At 69.4% G+C, this 19757-nt stretch carries 21 protein-coding genes; 12 read left to right on the top strand and 9 right to left on the bottom strand.

Annotation, left to right across the window (positions count from 1 at the left end; translation table 11 throughout):
• Window positions 1-69: 69 nt before the first annotated feature.
• The 6 genes from BM310_RS14095 to BM310_RS14070 all read left to right on the top strand — a co-directional run bounded on the left by BM310_RS14095 (window position 70) and on the right by BM310_RS14070 (window position 5158).
• Window positions 70-1035 (top strand): metal ABC transporter solute-binding protein, Zn/Mn family, encoded by a 966-nt coding sequence (locus BM310_RS14095; protein ID WP_089808752.1) that lies wholly within the window; start codon window positions 70-72, stop codon window positions 1033-1035.
• Window positions 1032-1772, top strand: coding sequence for a metal ABC transporter ATP-binding protein (locus tag BM310_RS14090; protein WP_089808750.1), 741 nt, complete (start codon window positions 1032-1034; stop codon window positions 1770-1772). The genes BM310_RS14095 and BM310_RS14090 overlap by 4 nt, the downstream gene beginning before the upstream one ends.
• Window positions 1773-1775: 3 nt before the next feature.
• Window positions 1776-2642 (top strand): metal ABC transporter permease, encoded by an 867-nt coding sequence (locus BM310_RS14085; protein ID WP_089808748.1) that lies wholly within the window; start codon window positions 1776-1778, stop codon window positions 2640-2642.
• Window positions 2643-2779: 137 nt separating this feature from the next.
• Window positions 2780-3886, top strand: coding sequence for a putative sulfate/molybdate transporter (locus tag BM310_RS14080; RefSeq protein ID WP_089808746.1), 1107 nt, complete (start codon window positions 2780-2782; stop codon window positions 3884-3886).
• A gap of 154 nt (window positions 3887-4040) precedes the next feature.
• A complete protein-coding gene (locus BM310_RS14075; protein ID WP_089808744.1) occupies window positions 4041-4784 on the top strand; it encodes an AzlC family ABC transporter permease in 744 nt (247 codons plus the stop codon).
• Window positions 4784-5158 carry an AzlD domain-containing protein gene (locus BM310_RS14070; RefSeq protein ID WP_089808742.1) on the top strand — a complete coding sequence of 125 codons (375 nt, stop codon included), beginning with the start codon at window positions 4784-4786 and terminating at the stop codon, window positions 5156-5158. The genes BM310_RS14075 and BM310_RS14070 overlap by 1 nt, the downstream gene beginning before the upstream one ends.
• A gap of 18 nt (window positions 5159-5176) precedes the next feature.
• Here BM310_RS14070 and BM310_RS21445 read toward each other — a convergent pair whose 3' ends face one another.
• The 4 genes from BM310_RS21445 to BM310_RS14055 form a co-directional block, all read right to left on the bottom strand.
• Window positions 5177-5320, bottom strand: coding sequence for a hypothetical protein (locus BM310_RS21445; protein WP_177232632.1), 144 nt, complete (start codon window positions 5318-5320; stop codon window positions 5177-5179).
• 125 nt (window positions 5321-5445) lie between these two features.
• Window positions 5446-7383: an aldehyde ferredoxin oxidoreductase family protein gene (locus tag BM310_RS14065; protein ID WP_089808740.1), complete on the bottom strand. Its 1938-nt coding sequence runs from the start codon at window positions 7381-7383 to the stop codon at window positions 5446-5448.
• Window positions 7384-7548: 165 nt separating this feature from the next.
• Window positions 7549-8661 (bottom strand): hypothetical protein, encoded by a 1113-nt coding sequence (locus BM310_RS14060; protein WP_089808738.1) that lies wholly within the window; start codon window positions 8659-8661, stop codon window positions 7549-7551.
• Between the two features lie 59 nt (window positions 8662-8720).
• Window positions 8721-9860 (bottom strand): hypothetical protein, encoded by a 1140-nt coding sequence (locus tag BM310_RS14055; protein WP_089808736.1) that lies wholly within the window; start codon window positions 9858-9860, stop codon window positions 8721-8723.
• A gap of 174 nt (window positions 9861-10034) precedes the next feature.
• Here BM310_RS14055 and BM310_RS14050 point away from each other — a divergent pair, with 174 nt between their 5' ends.
• Window positions 10035-11111: an archaeosine biosynthesis radical SAM protein RaSEA gene (locus tag BM310_RS14050; protein ID WP_089808734.1), complete on the top strand. Its 1077-nt coding sequence runs from the start codon at window positions 10035-10037 to the stop codon at window positions 11109-11111.
• Between the two features lie 397 nt (window positions 11112-11508).
• Here the strand turns inward: BM310_RS14050 and purQ are convergent, their stop codons facing one another.
• Both purQ and purS read right to left on the bottom strand, forming a co-directional pair.
• Window positions 11509-12192, bottom strand: a complete 684-nt coding sequence (gene purQ / locus BM310_RS14045) for a phosphoribosylformylglycinamidine synthase I (protein ID WP_089808732.1) — start codon at window positions 12190-12192, stop codon at window positions 11509-11511.
• Window positions 12193-12245: 53 nt separating this feature from the next.
• Window positions 12246-12497, bottom strand: coding sequence for a phosphoribosylformylglycinamidine synthase subunit PurS (purS, locus tag BM310_RS14040; protein WP_089809269.1), 252 nt, complete (start codon window positions 12495-12497; stop codon window positions 12246-12248).
• A 223-nt stretch (window positions 12498-12720) separates the two neighbouring features.
• Here purS and BM310_RS14035 point away from each other — a divergent pair, with 223 nt between their 5' ends.
• Window positions 12721-13749, top strand: coding sequence for a formyltetrahydrofolate deformylase (locus BM310_RS14035; protein WP_089808730.1), 1029 nt, complete (start codon window positions 12721-12723; stop codon window positions 13747-13749).
• Between the two features lie 45 nt (window positions 13750-13794).
• Here BM310_RS14035 and BM310_RS14030 read toward each other — a convergent pair whose 3' ends face one another.
• Window positions 13795-15048, bottom strand: a complete 1254-nt coding sequence (locus tag BM310_RS14030) for an outer membrane protein assembly factor BamB family protein (RefSeq protein ID WP_089808729.1) — start codon at window positions 15046-15048, stop codon at window positions 13795-13797.
• Window positions 15049-15237: 189 nt separating this feature from the next.
• Here BM310_RS14030 and BM310_RS14025 point away from each other — a divergent pair, with 189 nt between their 5' ends.
• The 3 genes from BM310_RS14025 (at window position 15238) to BM310_RS21750 (ending at window position 17105) form a co-directional block, all read left to right on the top strand.
• Window positions 15238-16323, top strand: a complete 1086-nt coding sequence (locus BM310_RS14025; RefSeq protein WP_245778500.1) for an alpha/beta hydrolase family protein — start codon at window positions 15238-15240, stop codon at window positions 16321-16323.
• Between the two features lie 76 nt (window positions 16324-16399).
• On the top strand, window positions 16400-16690 hold the full coding sequence (locus tag BM310_RS14020; RefSeq protein ID WP_089808725.1) for an ArsR/SmtB family transcription factor: 291 nt from the start codon (window positions 16400-16402) through the stop codon (window positions 16688-16690).
• Window positions 16680-17105, top strand: a complete 426-nt coding sequence (locus tag BM310_RS21750) for a hypothetical protein (protein WP_245778499.1) — start codon at window positions 16680-16682, stop codon at window positions 17103-17105. Before BM310_RS14020 ends, BM310_RS21750 begins: the two co-directional genes overlap by 11 nt.
• 30 nt (window positions 17106-17135) lie before the next feature.
• On the opposite strand, the gene BM310_RS14010 is transcribed toward BM310_RS21750, so the two are convergent.
• Window positions 17136-18158, bottom strand: a complete 1023-nt coding sequence (locus tag BM310_RS14010; RefSeq protein ID WP_089808723.1) for a phosphoribosylaminoimidazolesuccinocarboxamide synthase — start codon at window positions 18156-18158, stop codon at window positions 17136-17138.
• Window positions 18159-18322: 164 nt separating this feature from the next.
• Between BM310_RS14010 and BM310_RS14005 the strand changes: the two genes are divergently transcribed.
• Entirely contained in the window at window positions 18323-19135 is an 813-nt protein-coding gene (locus tag BM310_RS14005; protein WP_089808720.1) for a Sir2 family NAD-dependent protein deacetylase, read from the top strand.
• Between the two features lie 37 nt (window positions 19136-19172).
• Here BM310_RS14005 and BM310_RS14000 read toward each other — a convergent pair whose 3' ends face one another.
• On the bottom strand, window positions 19173-19622 hold the full coding sequence (locus tag BM310_RS14000) for a DUF5518 domain-containing protein (RefSeq protein WP_177232631.1): 450 nt from the start codon (window positions 19620-19622) through the stop codon (window positions 19173-19175).
• Window positions 19623-19757 lie beyond the last annotated feature (135 nt).

Genomic DNA, 19757 nt, shown 5'->3' with positions numbered 1-19757 from the left:
GCGCGAGTTATTAATCAAATTCTTAATTTTAGCAAGAGCTATTAGGAGAGGACTCCGTTCTAACAATAGATGAGACAGACTCGACGGAACGTGCTCCTCGGCACGGCGGCGGTCGCGATGGGGTCGGTCACCGGATGTCTCGGAACGTCGGACGCGGGTTCGGTTCCGGAAGACGACGGTGGAACGATACAGGCGTCGTTCTTCGTCGTCTCCGACTTCGCCGACCACGTGGCCGCCGACGCGGCCGTTCGGAACCTCGTGCCCTTCGGTCAGCACGGACACGGTTGGGAGCCCGGGCCGGACGTCCAGCGGGACGTTTTCGACGCCGACGCCTTCGTCTACGTCGGTGACGGGTTCCAGCCGTGGGCGGACAAAATCGTCCAGAACGTCCGCAACGACGGCGCCGACGTGAACATTATCGAAGCGTGGCACGGCGTCGACCTGCTGGACGCCTCGGAGGACCACGACGCTCACGGGGCCGACGAACACGACCACGGGGCGAAGGACCCGCACTTCTGGCTGGACCCGAGTCGGGCGAAACAGTCGGTTCGGACCATCGCGAACGGCCTCGCCGAACGGGACCCAGCCAACGAGTCGACGTACGCGGAGAACGCGGACGCGTACGCCGAGCGACTCGACTCGCTGGACGACACGTACACGGAACGGCTGTCGGGTCGGACGAGAGACACCGTCCTCGTCGCCGGGCACAACTCGTTCCGCTACCTCGCCCACCGCTACGACTTCCACGTCGAGGCGCTGACCGGCCTCGCGCCCGACGCCGAACCGACGCCGAAGGACGTCAGGCGAGCGCAGTCGGTCGTCGACGAACACGACGTCGAGTACGTCCTCGCGCCGGTGTTCGAGTCCGACCGCGCCGCGACGCAACTCGTCCGGGAGACGGACGCGAAGGAAGCGCTCCCGCTGACCCCGGTTCCGACCCTCACCGAGGAGTGGAACGAGAAGGGGTGGGGGTACCTCGACGTGATGGAGCAGGTGAACCTCCGGTCGCTGGAGCGGGCGTTGGGGGTCGAATGAGCGTCCTCGAACTCGCCGACGTGACGTACTCGTACGCCGAGCGACCGGCGGTCGAGGACGTCTCTCTGACCGTGGAGTCGGGCGACTTCCTGGGACTCGTCGGTCCGAACGGGTCTGGAAAGACGACGCTGTTGAAGCTCATGCTGGGGCTGTTGCGCCCGGACGAGGGATCGGTCACGCTCTTCGACCGGCCGGCGCACGAGTTCGACGACGGGACCCGCGTGGGGTACGTCTCACAGGAGGCGACGGGGGCGGCCGGCGGGATGCCCGTGACCGTGCGAGAAGTCGTCACGATGGGGCGCTACCCGCACGTCGGTCTCGGGCGGTTCGGGAAGCGCGACACCGACCGCATCGCCGAGGCACTGGAGACGGTCGGCGTCGCTCACCTCGCGGACCGCCGCTTCTCGACGCTGTCGGGAGGCCAGAAACAGCGCGTCGTCATCGCGCGTGCGCTCGCCGCGGACGCTGACCTGCTCGCACTCGACGAGCCGACGGTCGGCGTCGACGCCGAGTCGCGAGAGTCGTTCTACGAACTGCTCCGGGAACTGAACCGGGACGGACTGACGATTCTGCTCGTCGAACACGACATCGGCGTCGTGACGGCGTTCACCACGCGGGTCGCCTGTCTCAACCGCCGGCTGTTCTTCCACGGCGACTCGCTGGACTTCTCGGAGAGCGACGCGCTCCGCGAGGCGTACGGCGCGGACCAGCGACTCCTCGACCATCACCACCACTGACCGATGCTCCCCTTCACTCAGCCCGGCGGGTTCGTCTCGGAGATGCTCGGGTACCCGTTCATGCAACGGGCGTTCGTCGCCGGCGTGTGCATCGCTATCGTCGCACCGCTCGTCGGGTCGTTCCTCGTCCACCGACAACTCGCGATGATCGGCGACACGCTCGCGCACACCGCCTTCGCGGGCGTCGCGGTCGGTATCTTCCTCGGCAACCTCCTCGCGACGGACGTCTCCCCGTACCTCACCGCGCTCGTCGTCGCGGTGCTGGCGGCACTGCTCATCCAGATACTATCCGAGTACACCGACGTCTACAACGACGTCTCGATGGCCGTCGTCCTCGCGGGCGGGTTCGCGCTCGGGACCGTCCTCATCAGTCTCACGAGCGGCGGCATCGCCGTCAGCATCAACCAGTACCTCTTCGGGAGTCTCTCCACGCTGACGCGGGGTGACGTGGAACTCCTCGTCGTCCTCAGCGCACTCGTCGTCGCGGCGGTGCTCCTGAGCTACCGAAAACTGGTGTACGTGACGTTCGACGAGTCGGCCGCGCGAATCGCGGGCATCGACGTCCGCCTGTTGAACCGCCTGCTCGTCGTGTTGACGGCGATGGTCGTCGTCGGCGCGATGCAGATGATGGGCGTCATCCTCGTCGCGGCGATGCTTGTCGTCCCGGTGGCGGCCGCGACGCAACTCGCGGGAAGCTTCAAACAGTCCGTCGCGTACGCCGTCGTCGCCGCACAGGTCGCGGTCCTCTCGGGGACGACGCTGTCGTACGCCTACGGCATCGCCGCCGGCGGAACCATCGTCCTCGTCGCGATAGCCGTGTACCTCGGCGCGGCCGTCGCGGGCCGTCTGGGCGTCGTCGGAGGCGGATAGCGTCCGGACGCTCGACGGCCGAGAGCCGCGCCCCACCGCACTCGCAGAAGTAACCGTGAGCAGTTACAAAATACGCCTCGGAGAACCGGCGGCAGTTACTGGATAGTTTGATTGATGTGCGCTCCATTCCGACGTCTATGTCGCTCTCGACCGGCGTCTTCGACTCGGACGCCCCGACGCCCTCGGTCGGAGCGTTCACCGGCGCGATAGGGGATTCGGTTACGGTCCTCCCCATCGCCGTCGCCCTCGCGGCGCTGACCGACCTGTCGCTCGCGCACCTCCTCCTCGGGTTCGCGGCCTTTCAGGTGGTCTGGGGCGTCCACTACGGGCTCCCCGTCTCCGTCGAACCGATGAAGGCGCTCGCCGCACTCGTCGTCGCGGGCACCCTCACGACTGGCGAACTCGCCGCGGCCGGACTGCTCGCGGGCGTCGCCCTCCTCGTCGTGGGCTCGACCGGGACGCTGCACCGCGTGGGGCGCTACGTCGGCGAACCCGTGGTCCGAGGGGTCCAACTCGCCGTCGCCCTGCTGTTGCTCGAAACCGGCGTCCGGCTGAGCCTCGGGACCCCGTCGCTGGCCGTCGTGGCCGTCGGCGTCGCCGCGGCGGTGGTCCTCGCCGGCTACCGTCGGGCGAGCGCGCTGGTCGTCCTCGCCGTCGGACTCGGCGTCGCGACGTGGCAGACGGGCGTGCCGACGCCGCGACTCCCCGGGCTGGCGGTCACGCTGCCGTCGCTCTCCGCCTTCTCCGCGCGCGCCGCCGAGGGGACGGCCGCCCAGTTGGCGATGACCGTCGGCAACGCCGCCGTCGCAACCTCGCTCCTGCTGTCGGACTACTACGACGCCGACGTGTCGCCGGACGACTTGGCGACGAGCATGGGCGTGATGAACCTGCTCGCGGTCCCACTCGGCGCGTTGCCGATGTGCCACGGGAGCGGTGGCGTCGCCGGCAAGTACGCCTTCGGCGCGCGGACCGCGTGGTCGAACGTCGTCCTCGGCGTCCTGTACGCCCTCGCCGCCGTCTTCGCCGTCGGCGTCGTCGCCGCGTTCCCCCTCTCGATGCTCGGCGTCGTCCTCGCCCTCGTCGCCGTCGAACTCGGCCGGGCCGGACTCGACACCGACGCCCGCGGCTTCGCCGTCGTCGTCGGCCTCCTGGGCGTCCTCGCGAACGTCGGCGTCGCGTTCGTCGCCGGCGTCGTCGGCTACGTCCTCTGGACGCGGCGCTCGGACGCGCCGGTGCCGGCGTGAGGCGGTCGGTGTCGCGGCGCGCGGTGGGGTCGGTGCCGCGGCGCGCGGTGGGGTCGGCCCCGCGGCGCGGAGACGTGTCGCCCCCGCCCGCGTCGAGACGGCCGTCCGTGCCGGAAACGGTAGCGGTTAGTGCGGTGGTGTCCGTCTCTTCACTGTGTTCCGTATCCCGGCAGAGGTTCGCCGCGGCGTCCGCGACGTGAGTCCCATCCTCGTCGGCATCGTGCCGTTCGGCCTCGTCGCGGGCGTCGCCGCCGTCGACGCCGGTCTCTCGCCGCTACAGGCGGTCGGCCTGTCGATGGTGGTGTTCGCCGGCGCGTCCCAGTTGGCCATCGTCGACCTGCTGAGCCGCAACGCCGAACTCGCCGTCGTCTTCCTCACGGCCGTCGTCATCAACCTCCGGATGATGATGTACTCCGCCTCCATCGCCCCCCACTTCCGGACGTTTCGCTCGGGGTGGAAGGCGGTCACGTCGTACCTCCTCACCGATCAGGCCTACGCGCTCTCCATCGCCCGGTACGGCGAGGACCGACTGAGCGCGACCGAACGCCGGAACTACTACCTCGCCGTCGCGGCGTCGCTGTGGAGCGTCTGGCAGGTGTGTACGGTGTTCGGCGTCCTCCTCGGGACGGGCGTGCCCGACTCGTGGGGGCTGGCGTTCGCCGTCCCCCTCGTCTTCCTCGCGCTCCTCGTCCCCGCGGTGTCGAACCGGCCGAGCGCCGCGGCCGCCGTCGTCGGCGGCGGCGTCGCCGTCGCGGGCGAGGTGGTGGTCGTCGGCGGCAGTCCCGGCCTGCCGTTCAACCTCGGCCTCCTCCTCGGTGCCGTCGCGGGCGTCCTCGCGGGCGTCGCCGCCTCGTCGCTCGGCGACGGCCCGGCCGACGCGGAGGAGGTGAGCCACTGATGACGACCGGGTACGGCCCGGTCCCCATCTGGGGCGTCGTCGTCGCCGTCGGCCTCGCGACGTTCGGCATCCGCGCCTCGTTCGTCTACCTGTTCGGCCGCATCGACACCGTCCCGGCGCGCGTGAAGCACGCCCTCCGGTTCGTCCCGCCCGCGGTGTTCGCCGCGCTCGTCGTCCCGGAACTCGTCGTCAGCGACGGGTCGGTCGCGTTCGCGCCGATTTCGGTGTCGCTGTCGGACCTCGCGGTCTCGGTCGGCAACGAGCGACTGCTCGCGGGCATCGTCGCCGCGGCTATCGCGTGGGTGACGGAGGACGTGTTCGCCACCATCGTCGCGGGGATGGGGACGCTGTGGGTGCTCCGGTTTCTCGTCTGAAACCCCCACGAACGACGGTCAGAGCCGCCGAGCGAAGATTGCGACGCCGAGAATCAGGAGTCCGACGCCCCACCACACCGAGTCCCCCGGCAGGACCGCGAGGAGGAGCGTGACGATACCCGAACTGATGAGCGACCAGCCGACGGTGTCCTCTGTGGCCATACGTTCACTCGTCGACCCAGTCGGTTGGGGCTTCTGGCGGACTCCGCTGGCGCGGGGCTATCGCCGTCGCTCGCGGGTGTAAAAAATACGGAGGAAGTCGCCGCTCGATTCGCCTCGCGGCGGGTTCAGTCGTCCGCGGGCGCGGGGCTGTCGCCGGTTGAGACGCCCGTTCCCGGCCCGATGTCGATGCCGAGTTCTTCGAGGCGTTCGTCGGGGACGACGCCGTCGACCCACTTGCGGCGCGCGTAGTACTCGTCTTTCATCTCATCGAGTTCGCACAGTTGGCCCTCGGAGGCCCCCTGTCCGGGGACGGCCTCGTCGCCCTCGAGGAAACGGCCCGGGAGCGTGTCGTCGGAGCCGTCGAAGCCGGCGAGGTTGTTGTAGTACCGCTCCAGCGTGTAGATGCGGTCGCCCGTCTCCATCAGTTCGTCCTCGGTCACGTCGAGGCCCGTCATGCCGTTGTACTGCAGGACGTACTCCTCGATGCCCTCCGCGAACGCGTTGAACTTGCAGATGTCGAACGAGTCGGAGATGGCGTGCATGTCCTGGAACAGGGCGCACAGTTCGCCCTTCCCCTCCCACTCGCGCGGGTCCACCTTCTCCGGCAGGCCGAGAATCTCGGCCGACGGCGTGTAGCCGCGCAGGTGACACGCGCCGCGGTTCGAGGTGGCGTAGCCGATGCCCATGCCCTTCATCGCGCGCGGGTCGTAGGCCGGGATGGTCTGGCCCTTGACCGAGAGCTTGTTCTCGTGGGCGCCCACCTCGTCGGCGACGCGTTCGGCGCCCTTGGCGAGGAGTTCGCCGAGTTCGCTCTCCTGGTTGGCGATGTCCTCCATCACGTCCATCATGTGCTCGACGTCGCCCCACTCGATGCCCTCGCCGAGGTCGTCGAGTTTGCCCTGCTCGGTCATCTCCATCGCCATCGCGAGCATGTTGCCCGTCTCGATGGTGTCCATCCCGAGCTGGTTGCACATGTCGATCATGACGGCGATGCTGTCGCGGTCGTCGTTCATCGAGTTCGGCCCGAGGGCGAACGCCGACTCGTACTCGTAGGACTCACCGCGGACGTTCATCTCCTCACCTTTCCGCTCGTAGGTGACCTCGGTCTCTTTCTTACAGGCGACGGGGCAGGAGTGACAGGTCGGCTCGTCCACGAGGATGTTCTCGCGGACGTTCTCGCCGGACACCTTCTCCGCGTCGATGTTGGGTTCGGAGGGGTCCGCCTCGGCCTCCGAGTGCGTCGAGGTGTAGCGCCCGTTGCGCGTCGGCAGGCCGTCCATCTCCTCGGTCAGGTTCATGAGGACGTTCGTCCCGTACAGCGACAGGCCGCCCTCGTTCGGCGCGGTGACGTCGGACTCGCGGATGAGTTGCATCGCCTGCTGGTAGCCCTCGGTGAACGTCTCCGGGTTCGCCGGTTTCGGCATCTTCGTGCCGGACTTGACGACGACGGCCTTGAGGTTCTTCGAGCCCATCACCGCACCCGTGCCGCCGCGGCCGGACGCCCGGTCGTCCTCGTTGACGATGCAGGCGTAGCGGACGCCGTTCTCGCCGGCGGGACCGATGGCCATCACGCTCAGGTTCTTGCCGACCTGTCCGTCGACTTCGCTCTCCAACTCGTCGATGGCGTCGTGGACGCCCCACTCGGTGATGTGGGAGGCGTCGCGGAGTTCGACTTCGCCGTCCTCGACGTACGCGTACGTCGGGTGTTCGGCCTTCCCCTCGAACAGGAGGCCGTCGAACCCGGCCCACTTGAGTCGCGCACCCGACCACCCGCCGTGGTGGGAGTCGGTGACGGTGCCCGTCAGCGGCGACTTCGTGCAGACGGCGATGCGTCCGCTCATCGGCGCTTGCGTCCCCGTCAGCGGCCCGTTCATGAACGCCAGCAGGTTGTCCGGTCCCATCGGGTCCACGTCGGGCCCCTGGTCGAACACGTACTTCACCCCGAGGCCGCGCCCGCCGATGTACTTTCGCGCGTCCTCTTCGTCGATACCTTCGTAGCGAACCTCTCCCGAGGAGAGGTCCACCCGTGCCACGTGGTCGTTGAATCCGCCTTGCTCGGTCATAGGTAACTATCTACCCTTATATTGGGACCAGAATGGGTTAGTCGTTCCCACACCGACGTAACGACAAACGGTTACGCGTTCGACGGCAAATCTCGCCCCGGACGGCTACGGTCCGCGAACTTCGGGGAAAATCTGGCCGGTAGATTCGGTTTCGTTGGTCGGCTGTCACTCCCGCGCCAGCGTCGTCTGACTCACCGACCCGCCGCCCGTCGCGTCCACGACGAGCGTCGCCGGCCCGCGCGGCGGGCACGACCACCAGACGGTGGAGAACTCGTCCGCCCCGTCTATCTGCACGCGGACCTCGTACCGCCCGGACGACGACACGGGGACGACGCTGGTCCGTTCCTCCGGCGCGAGCGTCCAGCGGTCGGCGAACAGCCCCTCCTCGTCGGACGCCACCTGCACCGTCACCGCGTGTTCGACGTCGTCGTAGTTGACGAGAGTGAGTTCGGAGTTGGCCGGCCCGCACCCCGTCGCTCGCTCCCGCAGGTCGACGAACAGGCTGGGTTGGTGCGGCACCGACCACGAGTCGGCCACCGTCGCCCCGTCGGTCTCCACCCGGACGCGGTAGTCGCCCGACCGGTAGGTGACCGGCAGTTCGACCTGCGTCCGCGCGGGCACCTCGTACGTCTCCGTCAGCACCGCCTCGCCGTCCAGTTCGACCGCGAGGCGGGCTCGCCGCGCCGCCGGGTCAGGGTTCTCCAGCACGACGCTCGCGGGCGCGTACCACCGCCCCTCGCCGTCGCCGACGAGCGGTATCGCGTCGTCGACGGCCGACGCCGCGAGGCCACAGTCGCCCCGGCACACCGCCGTCCGCCAGAACTCGAACGCGCCGTCCCGGAGCGTCACCGCGCACCCGTCGAGGCGTTCGTCGGCGACCCAGTCGAACGTCGCCCGGTCGCCGCCGGCCGCCTCGGCGACGACGCGGTACGGCCCCGGTTCCGGGAGTTCGGCGCGCACGGGTCGCCACTCGCCCGGCATCAGTTCGAGGTTCCGGACGAACGCCGTCTCGCCGGACCGCGACTCCACGGCGACGGTGACGTAGGCGTCCGTCGCGTTCGGGTTTCGGGCCACGACCGTCTGCTCGAACGTCTTACCGGTCGACGCCGCGGGACTCCCGGTCGGCGTCGCGTCGCCCCCGGCACCGTCCGCCGTCCGTCCGGCGTCGCCGGACGCGGACCCGTCGGGGAGCGCGTCGCATCCCGCCAGTCCGGCCGCGCCGAGGACCGAGAGCGTGCCGAGGAGCGCCCGTCTGGTCGGAGCGTCGGTTCGTCGCACGCGTTCGCGTTCGGCCCGCGGGGAGAAATATCGTGCTCCCGGCGCGGCGGCCCCGCCGGTCACCGGACGAAGAACGCGTCGACGCCGTCGCGGACGCGGACGAGGAGGACCCCCCGTCGCGTGACGACGACGCTTCGCGTGTTCGTCAGCGACTCGTCCCCTCTCTCCACCGTCATCTCCGCCTCGTACAGGCCGGGACCGGGGACGAACGCCGACACCGTCGCCGTCTCCTCGCGTCCGAGGTCCGCCGACCACGACGCCACCCGTTCGCCCTCCTTCGAGAGGACGACGGTGGCCGTCTGCGGCCCGCGTTCGTTCCGCACGCGGAGGTCCGCGCCCGCGTCGGGCCACGCGTCGACGCGCACGCCGTCGTCGTCCACGGCGAGGGGGAGGGCGACGCTCCGGTCGGCGTCGAGTCTGCCCCGCCACCGGTCGCCGTTCGCCTCGACGGTCACTGCAAGCCGTCTGAGCGGCGGTATCGTCGGGAAGCCGAGGACGGTGCCCGGCGGCGGCCGGTAGCGGTAGTCCAGCGCCGTGTCGCCGTCTATCTCGAAGCCGACGCGCACCTCGTGACGCCGACTGCCGGCGTTGGCGACGGTGACGGTGTAGCCCGCCCACGCGTCTATCTCCGGCCACCGGGGGTTGCCGAAGGGACGCGCCTCGCCGGCGACGGACACGTCGCCGCAGTCCGGGGTGCACCGCGCCGTCTGCCGGACGCGCACCTCGCCGTCGAGTTCGACCACGGCGTCGCGGTGGACGCCGTCCACGCGGAGGACGCCGCGGCCCGTCGCGCCGTCGGCCGTCTCCACGACTACGTCGTACGTCCCGCGCCGGGCGACGAGGTTCGGGTAGTGCCGCGTTCGGTCGGTCCCCTCGGGCGCGTACTCGCTGCTGTCCACGAGCAGCGTCCGGTCGCCGTGGCTCACGACGACGGTGACGAACCGCCGTTCCCCGCCCACGTTCCGGACGACGAGGCCCAGCGGTCGTTCGACGTTCTCGCTCGCGTCGGCGGCGCTGTAGGGGAGCGACGGTCCGTCCCCCGCGTCGCCGGTGGCGACGGCCGTCTCCGACGCCGTCGCGGCCGGCGTCTCCGTCGCCGTTCGCGCGTCCGGCCGGTCGCCGCCGAGTCCGTCGCACCCGGCGAGGCCGACGCTCCCGGCGACGCCGAGCGCGGCGAGTATCCTGCGACGTGTTGGCACGTGTGACGGTCGGGGCGGCGCGCCAATAACGCTTGCCTGTGGCGGGCGCGGCGCACTCGGCGACGACGAGCGACCGTGCCGCGGTCCGTCCGAACGCGACCGGCCGTCGATTCCGTCCGCCGGCCTCGGCGCGCAGGCGAAGCGGATTTACGCGCACGTCGGATATCACCGGTAATGAGTCAGCCGAGCCCCGAAGTGTACGAGCGGGGGAAGGGCATGGACGCCCACAACGAAGTGATGCGCGAGATTCGCTCGCGCAAGGACCGGACGTACGACCCGCACGAACCCACGCGCGTCTGGTTGGACGAGGACAACACGCCCGACGGCGTGAAGCGGTCGCTCACCATCATCCTCAACACCGGCGGCTGTCGCTGGGCGCGCGCCGGCGGGTGCACGATGTGCGGCTACGTCGCCGAGTCCGTCGAGGGCGGCAGCGTCGCCCACGAGGCGCTGATGGACCAGATTCAGGTCTGTCTCGACCACGAAGCGGAGAACGCGGACGAACCGGCCGACCTCATCAAGATATACACCTCCGGCAGCTTCCTCGACGAACGCGAAGTCGGCGCGGAGACGCGACGGGCCATCGGCGAGACGTTCGGCGACCGGGAGCGAATCGTCGTCGAGTCGCTGCCGGACTTCGTCGCCGCCGAGAAACTGGACGACTTCACCTCGCAGGGACTGGAGACGGACGTCGCCATCGGACTGGAGACGGCGACGGACCGCGTGCGCCACGACTGCGTGAACAAGTACTTCGACTTCGCGGACTTCGAGGACGCCTGCGCCGAGGCCGGCGACGCGGGCGCGGGCGTGAAGGCGTACCTGCTGATGAAGCCGCCGTTCCTCTCGGAGTCGGAGGCGGTCGCGGACATGAAGTCCTCCATCCGGCGGTGCGCCGACGTCGACCACTGCCACACCGTCTCGATGAACCCGACGAACGTCCAGCGCTACACGATGGTCGACGAACTCTACTTCAACGGCGGCTACCGCCCGCCGTGGCTCTGGTCGGTCGCCGACGTGCTGGAGTCGACCGCCGACGTGGACGCCATCGTCGTCTCCGACCCAGTGGGTCACGGCTCCGACCGCGGCGCGCACAACTGCGGCGACTGCGACGACCTGGTGCAGAAGGCCATCAAGGACTTCGACCTCCGGCAGGACCCGACCGTGTTCTCGCAGGTGTCCTGCGACTGCGAGGGAACGTGGGACGTCGTGATGGCGGAGGAGACGTCCTACTCGATGCCGCTGGCTCGCTGATTAACTCGCCGACAACGTTCGGTAGGCGGTGACAAAACTTCCGCTAAGGGTCCGTTACGCCCCGCGAAGGCTGTGGGTAGTGATAGGGGTAGCCGCCGTCCCCTCTTCCGGATGCGACGTAACCGCGAAAGGTACTGCGTACCCGCGCGCCTGCGCGGCGTCGCACCCACTCTACAGATGTACAAGACCGTGTATTACGCCGACGGCTGGCTGGAGATTCGGGAGTCCGACAACCCCGACGGCTGGATAGCCACGAGTTCGCCCCGTGCGGTAGACCCCTGAGACGACCGCCTCGTCACACCGTCGCTTCGTGTTGCTCGTCGAGTCGCGACGACGCGGTTCGTCGCACGGATAGGTTCTCTCTCCCGAGTGGCGTCTTTCGCCCGAGTGACGCCGCTCAGTCCCGCGCGAACCCGCGGAGGACGCCCGCGCCGTCGGTGCTGCCGTTCAGGTCGGGCAGCGTCGCGCGTTCGGGGTGCGGCATCAACACGCCGACGTTCTCCTCCTCGCCGGTGATGCCGGCGACGTTGCCGCGGGAACCGTTCGGGTTCGCCGCCTCGGTCACGTTCCCCGCCGCGTCGCAGTAGCGGAAGAGGACGCGGTCCTCCGCGACCAACCGGTCGTACCGGTCGTCGCTGATCTCGAACCGCCCCTCGCCGTGCGCGATGGGTATCTCGATCACGTCGCCCTCGTCGTAGGCGGCGGTCCACGGCGTATCGGCGTTCTCGACGCGGAGGTGGACGTACTCGCACTGGAAGCGAGCGCTCTCGTTCGTCGTGAACGCGCCCTCGGTGAGACTCGACTCGCAGCCGATCTGCGCGCCGTTGCAGACGCCGAGGACGGGCGTGCCCTCGGCCGCCGCCTCGCGCACGTCGTTCATGATGGGCGACCGCGCGGCCATCGCGCCCGCGCGGAGGTAGTCGCCGTAGGAGAACCCGCCGGGGAGCACGACGCCCGTCGCGTCCGCCGGCAGGCCGTCCTCGTGCCAGACGCGTTCGGCGTCGATGCCGAGGTGTTCGAGGGCGGCGACGGCGTCCCGGTCGCAGTTCGACCCGCCGAACTGTATCACCGCGACCGTCACCGGGACGCACCTCCGTGTGCGGCCTCGACGGGCGGGGTGTCAGGCACGGTCATCTACGCCTCGGCCACCTCGACCTCGTAGTCGTGGATGGTCGGGTTGGCGAGGAGTCGTTCGGCCATCTCGTCGGCGCGGTCCTCGGCGACCGCGGCCGACTCGGCGTCCATCTCCACCTCGAACTGGTCGGCCGAGCGAAGCGACTCCAACTCGAACCCGAGGCGTTCGAGGGCGCGCTTGGTCGTCTCGGCCTCCGGGTCGAGGACGCCCTGTTTCAGGCGGACCGTCACCGTCGCGGTGTAGGTCGTCATCGGTTCGTGGTGCGCGGTCATGAGCAAAAGCAGTTTTGGACTGCGTTCGGTGTTCACGTTCGTGGGTATTCGTCGCGGCGCGGCCGGTGCATGATGCGTGCTACCGTGAGGCATGTCACGCTCGGGACGGCGGCCCAATCGTTGCGCGGAAAGACACCCTTTTGCCCGAGCGAAGTCTCCACCCGTCGATGACTCCGTTCGACAGCAGTCGGCGGTGGTACCGATGACAGACCTCACCGAGATCACCGTCATCGGAGGAGACAGGACCGGACTCGTCGCGAACGTCACCACCCTGCTGTTCGAGCGCGGAATCAACGTCGAAGACCTCGACCAGGCCGTCCGCGACGGCGTCTTCCGCATGACGCTGCACGCGGACACCTCCGAGATGGTCTGCACCGAGGAGACACTCCGGGACGCGCTCTCGGACCTCGGCGACGACCTGGGCGTGGACGTGCAAGTGCGCTTCCCCGCCGACCGCGACACCCAGCGGATAGCCGTCCTCGCGACGAAGGAGAGCCACTGCCTCGAAGCGCTGTTCGAGGCGTGGACGAACGGCGACCTCGACGCCGAAATCTCGGTCGTCGTCGGCAACCGCGACCACCTGCGCCCCCTCGCGGAACGCTACGACGTGCCGTTCCACGACGTCGGCGACGAGAAGGGGTCGCCCGACGAGGACGAACTGCTCGCCCTCCTCGACGACTACGACGCCGACCTCGTGGTGCTGGCCCGCTACATGCGCATCCTCGGCCCGAACGTCGTCTTCCGCTACGAGGACCGTATCATCAACATCCACCCCTCCCTGCTCCCGGCGTTCCCCGGCGCGGCCGCCTACCGGCAGGCGAAAGAGGAAGGCGTCCGCATCGCGGGCGTCACCGCCCACTACGTGACGACGGACCTCGACCAGGGGCCCATCATCACCCAGCGAGCGTTCGACGTGCCCGACGACGCCTCGCTGGAGGAGATCAAGTCGCTGGGGCAACCGCTGGAGGCCGACGCCCTCCTCGAAGCGGTCCGACTCCACCTCGACGACGCGGTGAGCGTCCACCGCGGACGCACCAGTCTCCGACCGGGCGCGGACGCCGACGACTACCAACTCGGCGCGACGGACGCGGCGACGGCGGCGAACCCGGACCGCCCCGTCGACGGACTCGCCGACACACTCCGCGACGGCGAGACGGCGGGAGCAGAGTCGGACGACGACTCGGCGGCCGACGAATCCGAGGCCGAAGCGCCGAACCCCTCGGACGACTGAAGCCGCCGGGTCGAGGCCGCCGAATCCGAGACCGACCCCTCCTTCTCAGCCGAACCGGTAGAACCCGCCCGCCCACTCGTCCACGTCGCCGCCCGTTCGCCCGCCGAGGTAGAGCGTCCCGTCCGCCAGCGACGGCGGCGCGGTCACCGTCACGTCCACCGTCCGCCGCCACCGTTCCGCGCCGTCGAACCCCGTCTCGGAGACGGTTCCCTCGCGGGTGACGGCGTAGATTCCGTCGTCGGCGACGACGGGCACGTGGTGCCGTTCGTCCGCGGGGCCGGCGGTCCACGCCGTCTCGCCCGTCGCCGAGTCGTAGGCCGTCAGCGGACCGTCCCACCGCCCGACGACGACGCGGCCGTCGGCGAGCACCGGTTGTTCGTACTGCGAGGCGTGGTTCGTCGAGACGCCACGGCGCGACCACAGCACCGCGCCGTCGGCCAGCGAGACGGCGTGCAGCGACCCCTCGTCGTCGACCGCGTAGCAGGCGTCGTCGCCGACGGCGGCCGGTTGGTGGACGGTCCGCACCGACGACTCCCAGCGCACGCTCCCGTCGGCGGCGTCGAGGCAGAACAGGCCGCCGCCGTTCTCGTTGTAGCCGTTCGAGACGACGACGACGCCGTCGCCCGCGGCGCACGTCTGCACGGCCGGCATCTCCTCGGCGGTCCGCCACAGTCGCTCGCCGGTCACGGCGTCGAGGGCGAGGAACCGCCTCCCGCCGACGTACACGCGGCCGTCGCGGACGGCGGGCGAGACGTGCGGGAAGCCGTATCCGCTCCGATAGCGCCAGCGAACGTCCCCCGTCTCGGCGTCCACGGCGCGCGTCCCGTCGGTGTCCTCCACGAAGACGGTCCGTCCGATCACCGTCGGGACGCCCATGTCCGGTCGTGTCCGCAGACGCCAGCGCTCGGACCCCTCGCGATCGACGGCGACGACGCCCGAGAACGGTTCCCCGCCCTCGCGTTCGACCCACCGACGCACCGTGAACAGGAGGACGTCGGCCCCGACGACCGCCTGCCTGTTCGGGTGGTGGTTCGACCCGTGGCGGCGGGCGAGTCGGGCGTCCCGACCCGGTCCGGTCGCGGGCGTCGAACCCGTTCGACGCGCGTCGTGTCCGAGCGTCGGCCACGGCCCGTCAGGCCCGGAGAGGTCGGCGTCGCTCCGGTGCGTGCGCGGGAAGTAGCGCTCTCGGAGGTCGGTACAGCCGGCGGTTCCGACGGCGAGTGCGGTGCCGGTCGTAGCGAGAAATCGGCGGCGCGTGGGGGAACTGTCACCGGGAGACGGCGCGGACGTGGAGGGCATCTGCCGACGGGTCACGGTCGCGCGGCAAATGTCTTCCCGTCTCTCGGGCCGTCGAAGCGACGGCCTCGGGACCGATGCGAAAGCCGTGCCGAAATTGTGCCTAACGTGTGGCTAATCTCGGCAATGAGATAAGTCCGTCCGGAGACCAGCGACTCGTAGATGTCACCGGAGATATCGAGACGAGCGTCTTTGCGGGCGGCAGGTGTCACACTCGCCGCGGGGTTCGCGGGGTGTAGTGGTCTCGGTAGCGGGACCGAAAACGAGTCGACCGGCTCGGGGACGGCGACGACCAACCGATCCGAGACACCCCGGCCGACGCTGAGTCGCTTCTACGTCGGGGAGTCGGACGTCGGGAGCGACGCCGTCATCGACGCCCGCGCGGAAGTCGTCGCCGTGCGTCCCGACTCGGAGACGGACCGCGACCCCGTCGTGATGGTGCCCGGACTGGGTCTCTCGCCGTACATCTACCTCGCGACGCCCGACGGTCGCCCCGGCTGGGTGGAGCACTTCGTCGACGCCGGATACCCGGTGTACGCGTTCAATCCGCCGCGAAACGTGGACTCGGGAGGGCTGGATACCGCTGCGCTCCGGAACACGGAGTCCGCGTCGCTCTCCCGGTGGTCGCTGTCTCGCGCGTGGCCGACGTGGGGGTTCGGTCCCGAGGTGGGCGAACCGTACGACGACGTTCGATACCCCGTCGAAGCGGTCGACCAACTCGTCGCCTCCTTCCCGGCGTACGTCGGCACGGGCGGCGGCGGAGGCGGGGGCCGGCGGTCGGCCGCGACGCAGACGACGGCCGCGAGCGGTGGACAGAGTCAGGCCGGTGACGCCGGCGGTGGTGGTGGAACGCGGTTCGCCTCGTCGCGAGAGACCGCCGCGCTGACGGCGCTCTTGGACCGCGTCGGTCCGGCGACGCTCCTCGTCCACTCGGCGGGTGGCGCGTCCGGATTCGCCGTGGCGCGGTCCACGCCCTCGCTGGTCGAGCGCATCGTCGCGGTCGAACCGGTCGGCTGTCCGACCGACGAAGCCGCCGTCTCGCAGATGGCCGGTGACACTCCGTTCATGGCCGTCTACGGCGATTACGTCGCCGACCGCGGACAGACGGGACGGAAGTCGGCGTGCGAAACGACGGCCGCGCTGTCGGACGAGGCGAACGCCGACTCTCGGATGCTGAACCTCCCCGACGACGGGGTGTCCGGAAACACGCACCTCCTGATGCAGGACGACAACAACGGCGCCATCGCCGACCGAATCCTGAACTGGATGGCGGGGTGACGGCGCGGTGACGGGATGTCGGGGAACGACGGGAAGCAGAACCTATTTCGCCCGACTGCACCGTAGCTTCCGATAGATGCGGCAGTTGCTCTGGTGGCTCATCGGCGGCTCCCGCGGCGGTCGAAACCGCCTTCGCATCGTCCGTGCGCTCCACTCGCGTCCGCGGAACACCAACCAGCTGTCGAACGATCTGGACCTGAACTACAAAACCGTGCAACACCACCTCGAAGTGCTCGAAGAGAACGGCGTCGTGACCACGGAGGGCGACAACTACGGACAGTTGTACTTCCTCTCCGAGCGGATGACAGACAACCTCGACATCCTGCAGGAGGTGGCCGAACAGGCCAGATTCGACGATGAGACGTGACCCAACCGCGACGCCGCTCCGGACCACGGTGACGCTCGTGGTCGTGGCGAGCGTCGTCGCCCTCGCGGTCACGCTGACGGCGTCGATTCCGACTCACGGCCCCGCGTCGCGCACGCTTCCGGCACAGATCCGAGTCCTGATTCGCGCCGAGGTGTTCTTCACCACGCTGAACCTCGTTCTGCTGCTGGCGCTCGCCGGAATCTACGTCCGTCTCTACCGCGACCTCCCGAACAAGTACACCGTGAGTCTGGTCACGCTGAGCCTCGCGTTGCTGCTGTACGCGCTCACGTCCAACCCGCTCGTCCACGCGCTCCTCGGGTTCCGCCCGCGACCGAACGTCGGGGCGTTCGTCTTCGTGCCCGACCTGTTCGTGGGGCTCGCTATCGTCGTCCTCCTCTACCAGAGCCAGACGTGACCGAACGGGCGTCGCCCGTTCTCGCCGGCGCTACAGGTCGCGAACTCGGTCCACCGCGTCCTCGACGGGCGGCGCCTCGAACCAGTCCGACCCGGTGTAGGCGTTCGTCCCGGCGGCGTACATCTCCGAGACGGCCGTGAGGACGGGCGCGGGCAGGTGGTCGGGCGACGCCTCGCAGAGCGACCGCCAGTCGGCGACGCCCTCCTCGCGGGCGCGTTCTTTCGCGTCGCCGACGGCCGCTACCCACTCGGGGTCGGTCCGCCTGTAGTACTGCCGGACCACCTCCTTCGACACCTCCTGTCCGTCGTAGGAGAACCGGTTCTCGTCGAACGTCCCCACCACGTCGGCGACTTTGATGGTGCCCTCGTGGTACAGACACTCTATCTTCCCGTCCTCGTGAGTGAGTCCCGCGCGGGCGGCGCGTTCGTTCAGGATGTGGTTGACCGCGAGTGCGAGTTCCTCCAGTCTGTCGAGTTCCGCGCGGCCCGCTATCTCCTCGGCCGCCGACCGGTCGAGGTAGCGGTCCTGTTCCTCGTACTTCGTGGAGAACTCCACGACCGGCCGGGGCAGTTCGACGGCCTCCTCGGGCCACTCGTCGGCGTCGAGTCCGTAGTCCGCGGGCGACCCTCGCGTTCGCAGACTGGACCCGACCGGGACGGTGTTGCGGAAGACGATTTCGAGCGGAATCAGGTAGTTCTCGCCCGCCTCCTCGTGGTAGGCGTCGTAGTCGTACTCCCCGTCGCCGAGGTAGGGGAGGTCCGGCACCTGCGTGAGTTCGATGGCCATCTCCGTCGGCGGCGACTCGCAGTCGCCGAGGTCCTTCACCTCGCCGTCCTCCACCACGCCGAGGTAGTGCGTCGGGACGTGGTTCAGGTCCAGCAACTCGAAGTTGAACGCGCCCATCGTACAGAGGGAGGCGCCCTTCTGCGGGACGTGGTCCGGCATCTCGCCCCAGTCGAACACGGAGTACTGGTCCGTGAACACGAACCGACCCCGGCCGAGTGCCGCCGCCGTCGGCGGCGTCTCCACCTCGAACTCCTTGACGCTCGTCATACCCGAACCGCCGTCCGCCGCTTACAAGAATCCTTCCACTCCCGTGCTCACTCTACCCCACGTAGTCCGATATAATACGCACGTATGTGTACCATTAACCGCCCGTTAGTATCAACATAATACCAAACGTGACACTTTTATCGCTCGCTTGCGGTAGTCCGACTATGGACGAACAGCTGGTCGCACTGGCGGAGTCGCTGGTCGCGGCCGATGGGGTATCCGTGCTGACGGGCGCGGGTGTGAGCAACGCTTCGGGGGTCCCCACGTTCCGGGGGGACGGGGGAATCTGGAACGACGGGTTCGACCCGGCCGACTTCCACGTCGACCGGTTCGAGAGCGACCCCGCGGGCTTCTGGACGGACCGACACGAACTCCACGAACGGATGTTCGGCGAGGTGACCGGACCGAACGACGCCCACCGCGCCCTCGCTCGACTGGAGGAACTCGGCGTCCTCGACGTCGTGGTGACGCAGAACACCGACGGCCTGCACCGGGAGGCGGGGACGAACCGACTCGTCGAACTCCACGGCGACGCCGCGCGGTCTGTCTGCGTCGCGTGCGGGGAGTCCGTCTCGACCGAGGCCGCACTCGACGACGTTCGCGCCGGCACCGCGCCGCCGACCTGTCCGACGGTCGGCTGTGAGGGTCACCTCAAGCCCGACGTGGTGCTGTACGGAGAGGACCTCTCGGCCGCGGCGTACGGGTCGGCGCGTCGGATGGCGCGCGAGAGCGACGTGTTCCTCGTCGTCGGGTCGTCGCTGACCGTGGCCCCGGCGTCGACGCTGCCCGAGGAGGCGGCCGCGCGCGGCGAACTCGCCGTGTTCGACGTCGCGGAGACGGCGAAAGACCACCTCGCGGACTACCTCGTGCGGGGCGACGCGACGGAGACGCTCCCGGCCCTCGTCGAGGCGGTGCAGGCGCGCCTCCCGAACGAGGTGACCGTCGGCGACGCGGGCGGAACCGCACAGGAGGCGTAGGGCGAGAGAGGGAGACCGGGATTCGGTTTCACGCGACTCAGACGGCCGCTTCGGCGTCGGCGTCGTCGTCCTCGCGGCGGCGCGAGTCGCCGCCGTCGTACTCCTCGCGGACGTAGACGCCGAGGTAGCCGCCGAGGGCCGACAGGCCGGCCGACAGCGCCACCACGAGGAGGGTGACGAGCAGGAACGTCCCGACGAAGAACACCGCCGCGCCGAGGGCGTTCTCCACGATGGTTATCAGCCCGAGGCCGCCGAACACGAGGCCGACGACGAGGAGGACCGGGACCGCGGCGATGGCGCCAGAGACGGCGCCGACCCGGAGGCCGTCGTCGCGCGACCCGGCGTACAGGTAGCCCGCCACGCCGCCCCCGAGGACGGGCGAGAACGGGACGACGCTCGCGACGACGCTCACCAGCGCTCCGATGAGCGCGCTCACCCAGAAGCCCATCCCCTCGCGGTCCGTCGTGTCGATAGTAGTTTGCGTCATACTCATATCTACGCGCGCCGAGCGAATATAGCCACGTCTGAGGCGGGATAGCACCTCGCCGGTCCGTTCGACGCCGACGGCCGTCTCGTCGTCGCTGCCGGCTCCGGTGGCCGATACCGCCTCACTTTTGTGCTC

This window comes from Halogeometricum rufum, assembly GCF_900112175.1.
Classification (GTDB): Archaea; Halobacteriota; Halobacteria; order Halobacteriales; family Haloferacaceae; genus Halogeometricum; species Halogeometricum rufum.
The sequence above is the reverse complement of the archived record's forward strand: the minus strand, read 5'-3'. Positions and strand labels throughout refer to the sequence as shown.

Excerpts from the sequence above, each read along its gene's own strand:
- BM310_RS14095 (WP_089808752.1), top strand. The coding sequence starts at position 70 with ATGAGACAGACTCGACGGAACGTGCTCCTCGGCACGGCGGCGGTCGCG.
- BM310_RS14090 (WP_089808750.1), top strand. The coding sequence starts at position 1,032 with ATGAGCGTCCTCGAACTCGCCGACGTGACGTACTCGTACGCCGAGCGA.
- BM310_RS14085 (WP_089808748.1), top strand. The coding sequence starts at position 1,776 with ATGCTCCCCTTCACTCAGCCCGGCGGGTTCGTCTCGGAGATGCTCGGG.
- BM310_RS14080 (WP_089808746.1), top strand. The coding sequence starts at position 2,780 with ATGTCGCTCTCGACCGGCGTCTTCGACTCGGACGCCCCGACGCCCTCG.
- BM310_RS14070 (WP_089808742.1), top strand. The coding sequence starts at position 4,784 with ATGACGACCGGGTACGGCCCGGTCCCCATCTGGGGCGTCGTCGTCGCC.
- BM310_RS21445 (WP_177232632.1), bottom strand. The coding sequence starts at position 5,320 with ATGGCCACAGAGGACACCGTCGGCTGGTCGCTCATCAGTTCGGGTATC.
- BM310_RS14065 (WP_089808740.1), bottom strand. The coding sequence starts at position 7,383 with ATGACCGAGCAAGGCGGATTCAACGACCACGTGGCACGGGTGGACCTC.
- BM310_RS14050 (WP_089808734.1), top strand. The coding sequence starts at position 10,035 with ATGAGTCAGCCGAGCCCCGAAGTGTACGAGCGGGGGAAGGGCATGGAC.
- purS (WP_089809269.1), bottom strand. The coding sequence starts at position 12,497 with ATGACGACCTACACCGCGACGGTGACGGTCCGCCTGAAACAGGGCGTC.
- BM310_RS14035 (WP_089808730.1), top strand. The coding sequence starts at position 12,721 with ATGACAGACCTCACCGAGATCACCGTCATCGGAGGAGACAGGACCGGA.
- BM310_RS14030 (WP_089808729.1), bottom strand. The coding sequence starts at position 15,048 with ATGCCCTCCACGTCCGCGCCGTCTCCCGGTGACAGTTCCCCCACGCGC.
- BM310_RS14020 (WP_089808725.1), top strand. The coding sequence starts at position 16,400 with ATGCGGCAGTTGCTCTGGTGGCTCATCGGCGGCTCCCGCGGCGGTCGA.
- BM310_RS21750 (WP_245778499.1), top strand. The coding sequence starts at position 16,680 with ATGAGACGTGACCCAACCGCGACGCCGCTCCGGACCACGGTGACGCTC.
- BM310_RS14010 (WP_089808723.1), bottom strand. The coding sequence starts at position 18,158 with ATGACGAGCGTCAAGGAGTTCGAGGTGGAGACGCCGCCGACGGCGGCG.
- BM310_RS14005 (WP_089808720.1), top strand. The coding sequence starts at position 18,323 with ATGGACGAACAGCTGGTCGCACTGGCGGAGTCGCTGGTCGCGGCCGAT.
- BM310_RS14000 (WP_177232631.1), bottom strand. The coding sequence starts at position 19,622 with ATGACGCAAACTACTATCGACACGACGGACCGCGAGGGGATGGGCTTC.